Annotated in this window: 10 protein-coding genes; 2 read left to right on the top strand and 8 right to left on the bottom strand. The window is 41.6% G+C overall.

The window, feature by feature from the left end; genetic code table 11:
- Positions 1-102: 102 nt before the first annotated feature.
- Together ACG9ZB_RS07005 and ACG9ZB_RS07000 are read right to left on the bottom strand one after the other, a co-directional pair.
- On the bottom strand, positions 103-4620 hold the full coding sequence (locus ACG9ZB_RS07005) for a translocation/assembly module TamB domain-containing protein (protein ID WP_419325099.1): 4518 nt from the start codon (positions 4618-4620) through the stop codon (positions 103-105).
- A 25-nt stretch (positions 4621-4645) separates the two neighbouring features.
- Positions 4646-7399 (bottom strand): autotransporter assembly complex protein TamA, encoded by a 2754-nt coding sequence (locus ACG9ZB_RS07000; protein ID WP_419325097.1) that lies wholly within the window; start codon positions 7397-7399, stop codon positions 4646-4648.
- A 175-nt stretch (positions 7400-7574) separates the two neighbouring features.
- Between ACG9ZB_RS07000 and ACG9ZB_RS06995 the strand changes: the two genes are divergently transcribed.
- The gene (locus ACG9ZB_RS06995) at positions 7575-8894 is read left to right on the top strand and encodes an MFS transporter (protein WP_419325095.1); all 1320 of its coding nucleotides are present in this window, start codon (positions 7575-7577) and stop codon (positions 8892-8894) included.
- A 4-nt stretch (positions 8895-8898) separates the two neighbouring features.
- The gene (coq7, locus tag ACG9ZB_RS06990; protein WP_183172804.1) at positions 8899-9534 is read left to right on the top strand and encodes a 2-polyprenyl-3-methyl-6-methoxy-1,4-benzoquinone monooxygenase; all 636 of its coding nucleotides are present in this window, start codon (positions 8899-8901) and stop codon (positions 9532-9534) included.
- Between the two features lie 68 nt (positions 9535-9602).
- Here the strand turns inward: coq7 and ACG9ZB_RS06985 are convergent, their stop codons facing one another.
- From ACG9ZB_RS06985 to ACG9ZB_RS06960, 6 genes are all read right to left on the bottom strand, one after another.
- The gene (locus ACG9ZB_RS06985; protein WP_419325204.1) at positions 9603-10040 is read right to left on the bottom strand and encodes a hypothetical protein; all 438 of its coding nucleotides are present in this window, start codon (positions 10038-10040) and stop codon (positions 9603-9605) included.
- Positions 10041-10209: 169 nt separating this feature from the next.
- Positions 10210-10653 carry a 2-amino-4-hydroxy-6-hydroxymethyldihydropteridine diphosphokinase gene (locus tag ACG9ZB_RS06980; RefSeq protein ID WP_419325093.1) on the bottom strand — a complete coding sequence of 148 codons (444 nt, stop codon included), beginning with the start codon at positions 10651-10653 and terminating at the stop codon, positions 10210-10212.
- Positions 10610-10990, bottom strand: coding sequence for a dihydroneopterin aldolase (gene folB / locus ACG9ZB_RS06975; RefSeq protein ID WP_419325091.1), 381 nt, complete (start codon positions 10988-10990; stop codon positions 10610-10612). The genes ACG9ZB_RS06980 and folB overlap by 44 nt, the downstream gene beginning before the upstream one ends.
- A 146-nt stretch (positions 10991-11136) precedes the next feature.
- On the bottom strand, positions 11137-12435 hold the full coding sequence (locus tag ACG9ZB_RS06970) for an ABC1 kinase family protein (protein WP_419325089.1): 1299 nt from the start codon (positions 12433-12435) through the stop codon (positions 11137-11139).
- Positions 12436-12492: 57 nt separating this feature from the next.
- Entirely contained in the window at positions 12493-13263 is a 771-nt protein-coding gene (locus ACG9ZB_RS06965) for a HesA/MoeB/ThiF family protein (protein WP_419325087.1), read from the bottom strand.
- Between the two features lie 557 nt (positions 13264-13820).
- Complete coding sequence (locus tag ACG9ZB_RS06960; protein ID WP_419325085.1) at positions 13821-15467, bottom strand: AMP-binding protein; 1647 nt, start codon at positions 15465-15467, stop codon at positions 13821-13823.
- Positions 15468-15471: the final 4 nt, after the last annotated feature.

The following is a 15471-nucleotide window of genomic DNA, read 5'->3' as shown; positions in this document are numbered from 1 at the left end:
TCATCTATCAAATAAAGTTTTATCTAATGTCTTATTAAACTTAAGTGAGCAGCTAAAAATAAAGCCTAGATGATGTAGGCTTTATTCAGCTGAAGAGTGGCTTTAGAACTTCCAGTTATAGAAGACGTCGATAGCACGCTCTAATGACTGACTCGCTTCTAAGTACATACGTTTGTTCATTTGATAGCGTAGAGTCAGTTTATTGACTGGTGTAAAGACACCCACGCCATAACGAATATATAAGTCAGGTGTAATATAACCAGTCAAGCTGACTTGTGTGTCATCCCCTGTACCTTGCGCATCCAATGCTAAACCGCTTAAACCAAAAGTACGTCCAATTTGGTTAGTGAAGGCGCGTGTGCCGCCTAAACCTAAACTAATCCCTGCGGCAGCAATGGTGTTATTAACATCTGACTTAAAGCCTTCCGTTTGACTTAAACCAGTTGTACCTTCATTAATGCGGCCTGTAATTAACGCATTCAAAGCTTCTTGCTCAGAAAGACCTGCATCGTTATAGACTTGAATAGTTGGTGATGTTGCCGTACCCGTCACACGGAAACCCACCGTGCTGCCTTGTACATTTTTATTTGCATCGACATCCAGTGTTGGGTTGCTCAACACACCGTTAAAACGCGCAATGGCACGGTTTAAGTCCAAACTCTGCCCATAGGCTTCAATTTTAACTTTCTGACTTACCCCAATTGCACCATTGGCACGCATTGCGGTTTCAGCACCGCGCTGCGATAGATATAAACGTCCTAACAATGGAATACGGCTATTAAACCCTTGGAACACAACTTGATTACCTAGTCCAACCATCAGATCAGCACGAATGTCCCAAGGTTTTGCGCTATTTAAAATCGCCAATTGGTTTTGACCTTCTCTGACCACGCGTACATCAGATGATACATTCACCACAGGTACAGATGCTTCAGGCATCGAAATCAACGCACGAGGAACTTGAATTTCACCGTTTAAGGTCAACTTCTTACTCAACGGTAAAACATCCAGTGTGATTTTTGGTGTAACTAGCGCGGTAATTAATGGTGCTTGGCGAATCAGTAAATTTTCTCCATTCAACTGAAGCTGAATGCGTGGATCATTTTTCCAATCTACCATCCCTGTAAGTGTGCCTACACCACGACCACTGTTAAAAGCACCATTAATGGTGGCTTGGTCTTGGCGTATAGCGGAATACAGCTGAATATTGGTCAAATTGACTGGCAGTGAGATCATACTAATTGAACCGTCTTTCAGACGGACATCGCCTGTAAGTAACGGTGCTTTTAGCGTTCCATTAATCTTACCTGCATACGAAATTGTTCCGCCCATCGAACGTACATCAGCAATGAATGGTTTAAAGACTTTGAGTTGCACCTGATCAAATGCTATTTCACCGCGCATAGGCATGCTGTCCCGATACGGATCAATAACCACATTGGCATAGCCCATACCAATTTCAGGTGTTTTGACATCCAAACGGATTTGTAATCCTTCTGCGATGCTTTTGGCAACCAAAGCCACTTGTTCGTATTTTAAGGTTGAACCCATATCTTGTGGGTCATCGGCAGCTAGACCAATCACACCATCACGGGTGACTAAGCGCGCATCAATTTTTGGTTTAGATCCTTGTGCCCAAACCGCTTTAGCATGTCCATTTAACTTACCTGTAATTGCTAATCCTTCAGGCATAAAGGCAGCAAAGTCGTTTAAGTCAAGGTTTTGAGTCAAGAATGAAATATTGCCACGTGTTTTACTGACACGAATCGGTTGATCAAAACACAACTGACTTTGTTGACTCATCCAACAATGCGCACCAATCAGCAAATCTGCTTTGGCACTGTTATAGACCACGGCTGCACTTTGGCGCTGTACCAAACGTGCGCGCAAAGAGTCAAAATCACCTTTTTGGATCTGGCCTAACCAATCATTTTGCGCATTAAAACCACCTGCCAATTGCACATAAAATTTCGACTTTTCGTTTTGTGCAGAAACTTTTAATAAATGGGCTTTGCGAATACCTGCCAGTGAAATTTCACCTTGTTGAATTTCACGATTACCACTTCTTAAACTTTCCATTTTTGCAGTCAATAATGACGGTGTTGTTTCCGATGTCGGTAATTGCCCGACAATGCGTAATTTACGCATATCAATCAGATCTTTAAAGCCAAAATTATCCACTGCTAAGTTTGTCGTAGCCCTTAAACGTGGTTGAGATTGGATATTTAAATAGCCGTAGGCACGACCACGTAAGCCCGAATAAATTTCATACAGTGCAGGCGCATTAATATTCAGTCTTAAATTTTGCGCATTACCCGTCGCTTGCACTTGGTTTTTGGCATAAGCCAACAGTAGATTATTCGCTTCAAACTGTTGCGGTAAAAAGCCCTTTTCACTGGATTTGAGCACCAAAGCTAAATTACCTGTACCACGCAGTGGTTTATTATTGAGCATGCCTGCGAGGTTTAAGCTCTCAATGTTAATGCGTTTTAAAGCATCCGACCATGTGCCTTTGGTTTTCACTACACCAGACAATTCGCCTTTAACACTAGATGCAAAATATTGTGGTTTAAAACGAATGAATGCTGCATTCACATCCCAAGTGATACCGTGAATAAAATGCACCAAACCACTGGCATTAATTTGACCTGCCACACCATTGTGTTTCAACTCAGTTACTTTAATAAACTCAGGCGTTCCTGAAAGTTTTAGGTTTAACGCACCCTGACTCGCTTCAAACTGGCTGGCTTTTAAAGCGCCATCATAGTTCACTGCATAGCCTTTGAAAGCACCACCAGCTTTTTCATCATTAAACAGGAGTGCCGCTGTTGACTTACCCGTTAAGTGAACCGTTTCATTATTGCCCACCATTTTTCCAGTCAGATCAATGCCCTGTAGCTGAATGATTTGCTGATTCGGTTTGGCATAGCCACTTGCTTGTAGCTTTCCGTTCAATAGATTAACCGGTGAAGCTTCTGCAACCATTTGCGGATTAAAATCTTTCGCGTTTAAAGCGGCTTTCCACTTCAGTTGACGTTTCTCATCTGGCAGCTCAACCACCGCATTGCCACTTAAGCTTCCCTTACCTGCTACATAACTAAAACTCGGCACATTTAAATTATTATTTTTAAAATTTAACTGCGCGAGGTAATTACCCGCAGGTAACGTCGCTTTTTCGTGTTGACTCACAACAGTAGCAACATGAATATCTTGCTGACCTTCAACCAACGCCAGTTTTACATCCCCTGAAGCACTACTTAACCAGCCGATATAAGGCACGGCACGATCAATATTTTTCCAAGAGACATCCATCAACATTGGCTGGACTTTGTTATTTTTCTCTGGGTTTTGGTCTAGTGCGAGATGCCATGTTTCATAACGATCAAAGTCTAGATCTGCGGTTAAGTGTAAACCCTTTTCAAGCGTACCTTTGGATGCAATTTTTGCATCCAAACTTGGTGGTAGAAAGTCAGAAACTACTTGTGGCAGTACATCATCTTTAGGATTGATTTTATCTAAACGACCTTGTATGTCCCAAGTGACATGATCCTTCCAACTTACCACACCACCCAGATTGACCGAACCTTTCATCAACTGAGCATTTAGGTTATCAATGTCAAGTTGATGAGCCAAGTCGGTATGCATCAAAGCTGTATATTGACCTTTTGGAATATCTTTACCACTCAGATCTGTATTTAAGTCGATATTTAAACGTTCGATATCACCTGAAAATTTAGCAACGCCTTTTTCAGCATAGAGTTTGTAATCGGTCAGGAGCGGTAAGTTGTAATGATTAAATTTAAGCTGACCTTGCATCGGTACATGCTTACGTACAGGGTGCAAAATAGCCCAACCCGTCAACAGGTCAGGTGTCCGCGTTGCAAAACCCGCTTGAATAGTATCCAATGTCCCTGTTGCGTGTACAGCAATATCATGCACATTTAAACTATCACGCAGTGACGGTAGGTTGGCAATAGCAGTCGCCTCAAGTGGATATTTCCCTGAGAATTTCATTTTCCCAGTTGCATTACGAACTGCTAAATAGCCCATGTCCATGCGAGAGTCTTCAAACTCAAGTTCCGTCCCCGACCAGAGGGCATTATTTAAATGCACATCATAAAAATCTACTTGGGCATCGGATGCAGTCCGGATATTTAAATGATCAATATCTGCTGTATCTAAACGTAAAACAAAGGGTAATTTAATTTCGCTGAACTTAAAGGGTTCATCACTCGGTTCACCTTTGGTAATGATGCGCAAATTGCGTACATCAGCTTCACGTAGATGAATCTCCTTATCTAAGATGGCACGCCAACCCAAAATCACGTCAGCACGGTCAATTTTGACATCGACAGGCTTTAAGGTAACCACCACATTTTTAAGGATAATACCTTTCCACAAGTTACCGCCTTCATACTCATATTGGATAATCTGCTGACGTTGTAAAACTTGGTCGAGTAAAAACTTACTGCCTTTGTCGGTAGAAAACATGACTGCAAGCGATATCACCAACAAAATGAGCGTCAACAACAGTGTCAAAATGACACTTCTAAAAATACGTCGCTGTTTGATAAGCGGCGCAGGTGGTGTTGGTTCTTGCTGCTGTTCTACTTCAGCCATAGTCTTCCCAAAAAAGTGTTAAATATTATAATAATGAGCCAATAAAGAAATGCAAACGTATCGGATGACTATCATCAGAAATACCTGAAGCTACATCAATCCGAATCGGGCCTATCGGTGATGCCCAGCGCACACCAAGACCGACACTGTATTCGGTATCATTGCTAAAATCTGTATCATAAGCATTACCAAAGTCGCTGAATACTGCCGCACGCCAGCCTTCTTTAAATTGGTAATTGTATTCCATGGAGCCGACAGCTAAGGCTTGACCACCCACTTTAAAACCATCGACCACAGGTGACAAACTCTTGTAGTCAAAACCACGAATGCCTTGGTCTCCACCCGTGAAATAACGTAAGTTATAAGGAACTTTATTAAAGTCTTCAGTAAAGATATAACCGAGATCACCACGTCCAACAAACTGGTGGTTGTCATTTTCACCCAATGAATAGATAAAGCGCCAACCCGCATTTACGATGGCCATATCTGCCTCTGAAAGTAGGCTTTCGCTTCCAAGTTCAATTTTATAAGTTTGTTTAATTCCCTTACTTGGGTTTACACGTTTATCGCTATCGATTCTAGAAATTTCATAACCCAATAAAAGCGACTCTTGCTCAGGATCATTATTTGCAATAAATGCATCAGGCAAATCATCTACTTTCGCTGAACCCTTTTGCGTCAATCGATCTAAACGGTAACGTACACCATAAGTATGTTGCCAATTTCCCATAGGGTTTTTAATAACACGGTCAGCCCCAGCAACAGCAGACTCAGTGAGTAAGTTTACGCCTTGTCCGATGTCATCTCGTTCTTCACGCTCATACCCGCCCACGAGACTGATATAATCATTTAGTGGATGTTTATAAGGAATATTATAACGACCATCGATAGATTGACGAATTTCTGAAAGTTCTAAGTTGGCATCAAAAGAGTGCCCACGCTGGTTCACAATCGCACGGCGATACTGTGTACGTAAACGAGCACCTGAGTCACTACCATAACCTGCCCCGACTTCTACACTATTTAACTGGTCTGCATTTAAAGTAACTTTAACAGGAATTACTTTTGTTTCCCGAGCTTCAAGTTTTAAACGCTCTTCTTCACTTTGTTTGGTTTCTTGTGCGGTGCGAAGTGCTGCTTGTGCTTGATTTTGCTCGGCATCATTGACACCGGCAAACTGTGCTTCACTGACCACAGACTGTGTCACTTCACGACTCGAAGCAACCTCCTTTTTCTCTTGAACCAAAACATCCTGACGAGAAAGTTGTTGTTCATCGACCAACTGCTGTAAATCAGGCGGTAACTCACGGATTCCTTCAACCGGATCAGGACGAACTGCATCTACCAAGCTGTAGTTGAAGTAACGTGAGTTGGTCAAATTATTGGCCAAACCATTAACACGCCAAAAGGTATAGTCCGCGCCAGGCTCCCAAGTCACTAAACTTTGTAAAACATCTAAATCAATAGGCAGTGGTTTGCTTGGATCACTCATCACAAACTCAACACCGCCGAGTTTATAACGTTGACCTGTTTCATAACGTAAGTTAATGTCTGCCGTATTTTGTGGCTGCTCAACTTTCACATCATGTAAACGCCAGTAACTATCAAAAAAACCGTTATTGCTGGCCGCTTCATTAATTCGTGCTTTGGTCGACTCGTATAAGCCGTGGTGCAATACATCACCGATGTCTTGCTCCGGTAAGACTTTAATCACTTGGAACTGCGGTAAGTACTGACCTGCACCACTAAATTCGATATTTTGTTCTTCAATCCGTATAGGTGTATTCGGTACCACTTGAATGCGCACACGGTTACTGCTGGTTTTTTCAAACTTAAACTCAGCATTATAAAACCCGACGGCTTGAGCGGCTTGGTTGGAAAGTGAACGCAACTGTGGCAGTGCAGAAGGAAAGTCTTCAAAAGACTCTTCGGTAAAGCTAGAAACCTTGCCTTTGATATTTTCTTTTAGATTGACCAAAGCAGCCTGATACGCTTTATTGGATATCTCGCCTTCATATTTCGCATTGATGATTTCGACATCCGCACTGATCCGCGGAACTTTTGCAGTATCCAATTCTCTTGGTGGTCGAATTTTATAAAGCATGCGTTTAAAGAAATTAGGTTCTTTGGCAATTTGCTCTTCAGCACTCATGCCAAAATCTAAAGTATTTCCTTCCGTGTTTGCTTCTACTGAAATTTTACTGTCTGCTTGAATACTTTGCATCAGTTGATCAACATTGACCGGAGCTTGATTGATTTCAGCCATTTCCTGCTGAGTTACATTGCTCAGCACCAACTCGGTCGTTTTACCACTTCGGTAAGCTTGAGCTTCTGCTTTCGCTTGCTCAGCCATCTGATAAATATCATTGGCCATGCCTTGATCAACTTGCACAGTTGGCAAGTCCTCAAGGTCTTCAAACTCAATCGGTGCAAATTCAGGTAAATTTTTTAAAGCCGTCTGCTGCTCTTGCAACATTTGCATACTGTCTGGAACCGTAGGCTGAACCACAGAATTTTCAACTTTTTTTAATTCGTCCGCACTGCCCATACCTTGACGAATCGCTTCTTTTTTTATGTCTTCAGTGAGTTGCGTAGAAGTTTGTGGCTCGACTTGTGCATTACTTGGTTCAATCGCAACGGGCGTTTCAGCCAAAGTGGCTTGTGACAAAAGCGTTAAAAAGATACTCAGACACAAATATTTATTGTTATGATGCCACGGTATGAAAGAATTCATACTCAATGAAAGAGTCGACTTTTTAAATTGTGTTTTGGCAAGCATAGAAAACTCTAAATTTATTTAATCGTTATGGATTTGCTCTAATGAATTGTCACAAAAGAACTGAAATCTATTGATTATTTTACCCAATTTCAGGTTTTAAATATATTACATGATTTTATTGAACGTTTGAGCAATTAGTCACATTTCTTAATAAAACTTAATGCAGTGCAAAAGCATGAAAAACAATGAACATCTATTAAGTACCCGTCGTTTTCTTCCCATGTTTATTACCCAATTTTTTGGCGCTTTAAACGACAATGTCTATAAACAAGCTTTGCTTTTAGTCATTACTTATGGATGGATTAATCAACAAGCCGCGGATGTCAGTACCTTAAATAATTTAGCCGCGCTGTTATTTATTTTGCCTTACTTCATTTTTTCTGCAACTGCAGGACAAATTGCCGATAAGTTTGAGCGCTCACAACTCATTCGTGGCATCAAAGTTCTAGAAATTGTGATTATGCTCATCGGTTCCGCGGGTTTCTTGTTGGGCAATTTATGGCTGCTGCTCTTGGCTCTATTTATGATGGGCACACACTCTACCTTCTTTGGCCCCATTAAATATGCCATTTTGCCAGAGATTCTAAAACCAAATGAACTCATGTCCGGCAATGCGCTGTTTCAGTCAGGCACATCTATTGCTATTTTAATCGGGATGATTTTGGGTGGCGCAGTCATTTCGATGTCTCAAGGCAATCTTATTTGGATCAGTCTGACTGTCGTCGTTATTGCGGTTTTGGGTTATTTCTCCAGTCGATTTATCTTAAAACAAAAAGTCAGCTCACCCGACTTAAAAATTGACTGGAATTTCTTTAGAACCAGTTTTCAAACACTCAAATATGCCAAAAGCATCCCTCTCATCTTTATGATTTTACTGGGAAATTCATGGTATTGGTTTTACGGAGCAACCTATCTCACCCAAATTCCACAGTTGACTCAACAAAACCTACACGCATCAGAAAATGTCGTTAGTCTTTTACTCACGTTCTTTTCTGTCGGGATTGGAGTCGGTTCACTGCTGTGTCGTAGGATTGGTGGCTCTGAAGTGAATATTAAAATGGTGCCAATCGGTGCAATTGGGCTCACCCTATTTGCCTTTTACTTGGCTTTGAGTCTGGCTTTTGTACCTGAGCGTACAGGGGCAATGATGAATGTCGCGGATATGTTTAACCACGGTGCAATTTACTACCATGTCATGCTTGCGGTGACCTTACTCGGCATCAGTGGCGGTTTTTATATTGTGCCGCTATACGCCATGATGCAAGCCTATTCACCGCGTTCACATCGTGCACGTGTTGTTGCCGCAAACAATATATTAAATGCGGTGTTTATGGTGTCTTCTGCTGTATTTTCGATTATCATTTTAAGTGTTTTGAAGATTGATATTAAAATACTTTTCAGCATTACTGCTGTATTAAGTGCGAGCTTTACGCTGTGGTTGTTATATCGACTCAAACCCATGCTAAAAACTGTACAACCTGAGTTAGAGGACTAAAGTTATGCGTCATTACACTGGCATCGATAAATTTATCAATTCTTTTGATCAAGCCCTGCGTAGCTTAGTTCCAGGCACAACGTCTGCTCAACGTGAAAACCCAGGCAAGGCGGTCGAAACCCAACTCGCTGTGAGTGAAGCGCGTCATGTTGCAGGTTTAATGCGGGTCAACCATAGTGGTGAAGTCTGTGCGCAAGCACTTTATCATGGGCAAGCATTAACCGCAAAATTGCCAAATGTACGCCGCGAAATGGAACAAGCCGCGATTGAAGAACAAGACCATCTTGCATGGTGTGAAGACCGCTTAAAAGAGCTAGACAGCCATACCAGTCTGCTCAATCCAATTTGGTACGGTTTATCCTTTGGTATGGGTGCAATCGCAGGGATTGCAGGTGATAAATATAGCTTAGGTTTTGTTGCAGAAACTGAACGCCAAGTGAGCCTGCACTTACAGCATCACATCAGCCAACTCCCTGCTCAAGATGAACGTTCACGTAATATTCTTGTGCAAATGAATGAAGATGAATTACATCACCGTGATACAGCACTGAATGCTGGCGGAGTCGATTTACCGATTCCTGTCAAAATTACTATGACGGCTATTTCCAAACTCATGACCAAGACCAGTTATTTTATTTAAGAAAACATGCTTTAACCCAATAAAAAAGCAGTGGAAAAACCACTGCTTTTTTATTTACACCAATTCGCTTATTCCGCTGATATCGGCAGTAATAAGGTATTACCCGCTTGCTTTAAATTCGCCGTATATTTTGATGCTAGTGATGGATTGGATGGATAGCTTTTCCCATTGTACTTCAGTACAACTTGCCCTAAACCTCGGGTATAGACCGATAAATCACGCCAACCTTGGGTTTGGGTACTCAAAGCATAAATCGGTGTAGATGAGACAGTCATTTTGCTATGCGGTTGGAAACTCCCATCTGCAAGGCCTTTAAAGACCAGCAACGTACAGCCACCTGAACCACACCACTCCATCCCACTTAACAACACCACGGCATCATCGACTCCGTCTTGATTTAAATCATACAGACTACTTTGATAATCCGATTGATCTTGCGTATAGGCCTGTATAGCTAGTTTTAGCCCTTGTTTTTCAGTCGGTTGAGGTACACTCATTGTATCCATAGCTGTTGTAGCTGTCGCCGTCATCTTCGATGGAGTTGAATGACAGCCCGCTAGAAGCACTCCTAAAGAAAGAGCGCTAAAAATTTGTATTTTCATGAAAATAGCTCGCTGCGAATTGTGTTTTATAAGTATGTTAAGCCAGTTTAAGGGCCAATCACACTTCAATATGTTATTTGGCTTCCAAACAGCTCACCGTTGGAAATACATGCGCTTGATGTTGAAATGCCTTATCCTTCCACACATCGAACATTGGAATTTTAACGTCTAGAGCCAAAGGCAATTTTTTGGGATTAAACTGCATATGTTCTAAGTCTCTCCCCCATGCAATCAAATCAACATCTAGTGAAATCTGATGTGATGGACGAACACGCCCAGATGTGGCTTCCATATTTTTCAACAGTACTGAAATATCGGTAACAGACAAAGAAGATTTCAGCAAACAGGCTGCATTCCAATAATCTGCCCCAACCCCATCACGGCATGGAATTAAATAAATATTCGAAAATTGCAGTTGCCCAATTTTAGCAAGTTGCTCAGAGGCATATAAAAAATGTTGCTTTGGATTATTATTACTCGCCAGAGCTAGGGCGAAAATCGTTTCGGTGGCGTTCAAGACGAATTCCTACAGAATTTGCTTGCGCGATAATGGCAGGCTTACGGATGGTAATATTAATCGATTCAATCGCATGAAAGGTAGAAAAAAGTGCGTTGATGACCAATTTTGCCGCATGTTCAATCAGTTCAGGCTTAGCATCTTGAATGACCTTTGCTGCAATTTCACAAATTTCAGCATAATTTAAGGTATGGTCTAAGTCATCTGAGTTTGAAGCTTGCTCCAATTCTGTTTGAATAATCATATCCAACATTAAAGGCTGAATAATCTGACGTTCCCAGTTAAAACAGCCAATCACTGTTTCAACTTTTAAGCCTTCAATGATAATTGCGTCCACATTATTACCTTTAACCGATTTTGACTTTTTAATTCCTGCATTACGAAACCATGTTTCTCACCCCTTTAACAGGAAAGCGTTTTTCAGTCCCTCTTTTCAAAAGAAGGACTGAAAGGGATTTTTTGGTGAATGTGCTTCAAAAGAACTTAGTTTTTTAACAACACATTTGGATCCATAGTTTGCACCATTTGCAAACGCTGGTCAGCATAAATGTCGGTATACGGTGCAAGGATGCGCATGAAACGATCGAAATACAACATCTGTTTAAATAACAAAGCAAAATCACGCGGGAAATGAATACCGTGACGCTCACCTACTGCAACCATATCCATCATGATGTCATTCAAATCTGCTGGGTTTGAACTCAGCAATTCTTGCGGATCTGCCAACAGTACACCACTAAATAAACGCTCAAGATCTGCGGCCAACACTTGCGTATCAATCTGCACTGCGGTCATGCCCATTTTCAGCATATTTTCTGCCATGAGTGCATAATCGGTTTTTTGTAAGGCATCCATAAAGGCGATACAAGCTGTCCATACTTCAGGTTTCAACTGGCCCACAATTCCAAAGTCAATAAAACCGACACGACCATCATCAAGCAACATCAAGTTTCCAGCGTGTAAGTCAGCATGGAAGCTATTACACATCATCAGACTACCAAACCATGTATTCATGGCAGTAATCAGGACTTGTGATGGATCTTTGCAACGCTGTTTCACCACATTAAAATCGGTTAATGGTACACCATATAACCGTTGCATGGTCAGCACACGGCGAGTCGAATATTGGTGATAGACCTTCGGTGCCATGGCTTTATGGTTTTGTGTGATATTGAGATAGTTCACAAAGTCATCCAGATTACTGGCTTCTTCAATAAAATCGACTTCACGAACCATGCGGGTTTTAATTTCTTCCACAATGTCTGCAAGAGATGCAAATTTGACTTTAGGCACCGCTTTTTCCAAGACCTTAGTTGCCCAGTGCAGCACATTTAAGTCTGTATAGAGAATTGTTTCTACACCTGGCTTTTGTACTTTAATCACTACATCTTCGCCCGTTACCAGTTTTGCGGCATGGACTTGGGCAATAGATGCCGATGCTAACGGTGTTTCATCAATCGATGCAAAAATCTCAGACAGGTTTCGGCCTTCAAACTCAGACGCCAAAACCCCTTGTACATAACTAAACGGTAAAGATGGGGTTTGGTCCAAACAGCCTTGGAATTCTTCAACGTATTCACGTGGAAAAAGTGAAGGTGTACTGGCAATAAATTGACCCAGCTTGATATAGGTTGAACCCAAAGACTCAAAGGTTTCACGCATCAATTTGGCATTACTTGGTTTTTCAGTTGCGTACTTAATACCTGCACGCGCTGCAATGACTGCTGTTTCCCCAACACGGGCAACAGAACGCAGTCCATCTAAAAAGATATTGTTCTTCATAATATCGGTCAAAAATAAATTGTAGTGAGTGTATCAAAGAATGAAAAAATTGTAGGCTTATCTTGCCTGACAAACGGGACAATCTGTATCTTTTTCGAAAGCAAGCAAACGTTGTTTCATACTTAAGCCATCCCAAAGTAACAAGCGTTGTTTGAGTGCGGCTACATTTAAACCCAAATATAAGAGTGCATGATGCGCTTGAAGGCTGGCCATCACGTTTGGCGTGGTAGCTAAAACGCCCGAATCTGCACAGCGTAGGCTTTCATTCGCTTGTTCTTCTTTCGGGAACAAGCATTCATAGCAAGCGGACTCACCTTCCACCATAAACAGTTGCCCTTGAAAACCAATGGCCGATGCACTGATGAGTGGAATATTGGCCACTTTACACTGCTTATTGACCAAATACCTTGTCGTAAAATTATCACAACCATCAAGGACTAAGTCTTGACCTGCAATTAAACTGGCTGCATTGGCTGTATCAAGTTTTACAGAATGCGCATGGACTTGGATGTAGGGATTGATCTGCTTTAAACGCTGGGCCAAAACCTCTGCTTTATAAAAACCGACATTGTTTTCTACATAGGCAATCTGTCTTTGCAGATTGCTCACTTCGATGGTATCGGCATCTATCAAGGTAATTTGCCCTACGCCAGCACGTGCCAGTAACTCCGCAGTCAAACAACCGATGCCTCCACAACCCACGATAAGGACGTTGGCCAACTTGAGTTTTTCTTGTGCCTCTATATCCCATCCGTCCAATAAAATTTGGCGGCTATAGAGATGCATTTCAGCACTACTGAGTTCTAGACTTTCATCTAACTCGTCCATGATTCAGCCTTTCGCTAAACAAAATGTTGATGCCGAATTATAACCATGAAATCAAGGTTAGCTATGCACAAATTCAATAAATGCGATGTGCTTTAGATGGCTCAACTTTTCATTTTTAAGTTACAGAGATTGAATCATAGTAGTTGCCTAGTTAAATTTACTTAGGCTATTTATACATCTAACTATGTTTAGAGCAGTGTTCCCACAGGTCACTATAAATGGATTAAAGAAAAGCCAGACTATTTAGAACTGACTGGCTTTAACTCGAACTAGATTTCAACAAAAAATATGATACGCGAAAATGTCATCTGCAACCTGCATGGTCTAAGCAAGATAATGTTTCTTCGATATCTTTTAATAAATCCAAGAAAAGAACAGGTTTTGCAGGTGACCATGGTTTTGCCTACTTTTGCCGAAACAAAAGTAGGGCGAGCCGCAGGCTAATGATAAAATTGGATGAAAATTTGATAAAACTCCGCCAAGATAATTTTCTTCAATCGGTTAGATCAACAATTACGTCGAATTCGAGTTCCCCTTAAGACCCTTTTATTTGTAAATTAAATCGCAGATTGTAAAGTTTGCATCTTTGCCACTTCTTGCTGTTTCAGCAAATTACGTTGAATTTTTCCACTCGACGTTTTTGGCAAGCTTTCAACAAACTCAATCTCTTTCGGATACGCATGTTTAGATAAACGTGAACGCACATAAGCTTGGAGTTTACTATCTAGCTCTTTTGATGCTTGGTATTGTGGTTTCAGCACCACAAAAGCTTTCACCACTTCAGTGCGCTCTGGATCAGGCTTACCAATCACAGCTGACTCGAGTACTTCTGCACACTCAAGCAAAGTACTTTCGACATCAAAAGGCCCAACGCGATAGCCTGACGTTGTAATGACATCATCAGCACGACCAACAAAGTCGATACCACCAATTTCATTCAGCTTGACCGTATCACCGGTTAAATAATACTGCCCCACAAAGGATTTACGATTATTGCCACCATAACCCTTAAACCATGTCAGTGGCGACTGGCTAAAGTCTATCGCCAACGTTCCAATTTCACCGTACTTCACTTCTTGGTGGTTCGCATCAAGTACAGCAAAACGGTGTCCAGGATTGGCAAAGCCTGCCGACCCGACTTTTTTCTCATGCTCCAGTGCATGATGGTTGGCAATCACCATGCCTAACTCAGTTTGTCCATACTGGTCATAAATGTTAACGTTCAGATCATTATTGAACCAATGAATCACTTCTGGGGTTAAAGGCTCACCTGCACTACTGACGGCACGTAAGTGAGTTTTAATGGAAGGATCAAAATTTTCTTTAAAACCGAAGAACATTCGAAAAGCTGTAGGTGAACCCGTTAAGTTACTGACGCGATACTTTTTAATAACCTCAACTGCATGATCGACACTAAATGCGCGCTCATCCATAATAATGCTGTGCCCCAAGCTGAGCGGCCCTGTGATTCCGTAGTACAACCCATAAGCCCAGCCCGGATCGGCTAAATTCCAAAATGAATCGTCTTCTCTTAAATCAACCGCATGTTGCATATAACCCTTAAAAGCCAAAACTGCTTTTAAAGGGACAGGCACTGATTTGGCCAAACCTGTGGTGCCTGAGGTAAACATCATGAGGAAATCATCATCAAAGCTACGCAAAACAGCTTCACATTGATTGGACTGTTGTTTTGCTTCCTGCCAAAAATCAGTTTCATTGCTGGTTAAGTTTGTTCCTGCATTCACAGTCAGGATATGTTTGACTTCAACGTGATTTAGCTTTGGACGTTGCTCTGCATTGGTCACAATCAATTTAGTATTCGCAGTTAAAACTCGATGTTCAATCGCCTTCGACTCAAAAGCAGTAAACAAAGGCTGATAAATCGCGCCGATCCGCCATGTTGCTAAAATCGTAATCAACAGTTCAGGCGTACGCGGTAACAGCCCTGCGATACAGTCACCTACTTGAATCCCACTACTTTTAAAATAATTTGCCAACTGAGCTGAGGCAACATCGAGCTGTTCAAAACTCCATTGCTCAGACTCGCCATTTTTTCCTTCCCAGATGAGTGCTGTTTTTTGCTGCCCGACATAGCGCTGACAACACTCAATATAAGCATTTATTGCATTAGGTTGGCCGACCAATTGTTCCCGAATCAATTGCTCATAGTTAAATTCTTGATGGGCTTGTTCTAATGTCTTCATGACG

It is taken from the genome of Acinetobacter johnsonii, assembly GCF_048551975.1.
Classification (GTDB): domain Bacteria; phylum Pseudomonadota; class Gammaproteobacteria; order Pseudomonadales; family Moraxellaceae; genus Acinetobacter; species Acinetobacter johnsonii_A.
Note: the sequence above shows the minus strand (reverse complement) of the source record. Positions and strands in the feature narration are given on the sequence as shown.

Coding starts and splice junctions, on each gene's coding strand:
- ACG9ZB_RS06965 (WP_419325087.1), bottom strand. CDS start 13,263: ATGGACGAGTTAGATGAAAGTCTAGAACTCAGTAGTGCTGAAATGCAT.
- ACG9ZB_RS07005 (WP_419325099.1), bottom strand. CDS start 4,620: ATGGCTGAAGTAGAACAGCAGCAAGAACCAACACCACCTGCGCCGCTT.
- ACG9ZB_RS06970 (WP_419325089.1), bottom strand. CDS start 12,435: ATGAAGAACAATATCTTTTTAGATGGACTGCGTTCTGTTGCCCGTGTT.
- ACG9ZB_RS06995 (WP_419325095.1), top strand. CDS start 7,575: ATGAAAAACAATGAACATCTATTAAGTACCCGTCGTTTTCTTCCCATG.
- ACG9ZB_RS06960 (WP_419325085.1), bottom strand. CDS start 15,467: ATGAAGACATTAGAACAAGCCCATCAAGAATTTAACTATGAGCAATTG.
- ACG9ZB_RS06985 (WP_419325204.1), bottom strand. CDS start 10,040: ATGGATACAATGAGTGTACCTCAACCGACTGAAAAACAAGGGCTAAAA.
- coq7 (WP_183172804.1), top strand. CDS start 8,899: ATGCGTCATTACACTGGCATCGATAAATTTATCAATTCTTTTGATCAA.
- ACG9ZB_RS07000 (WP_419325097.1), bottom strand. CDS start 7,399: ATGCTTGCCAAAACACAATTTAAAAAGTCGACTCTTTCATTGAGTATG.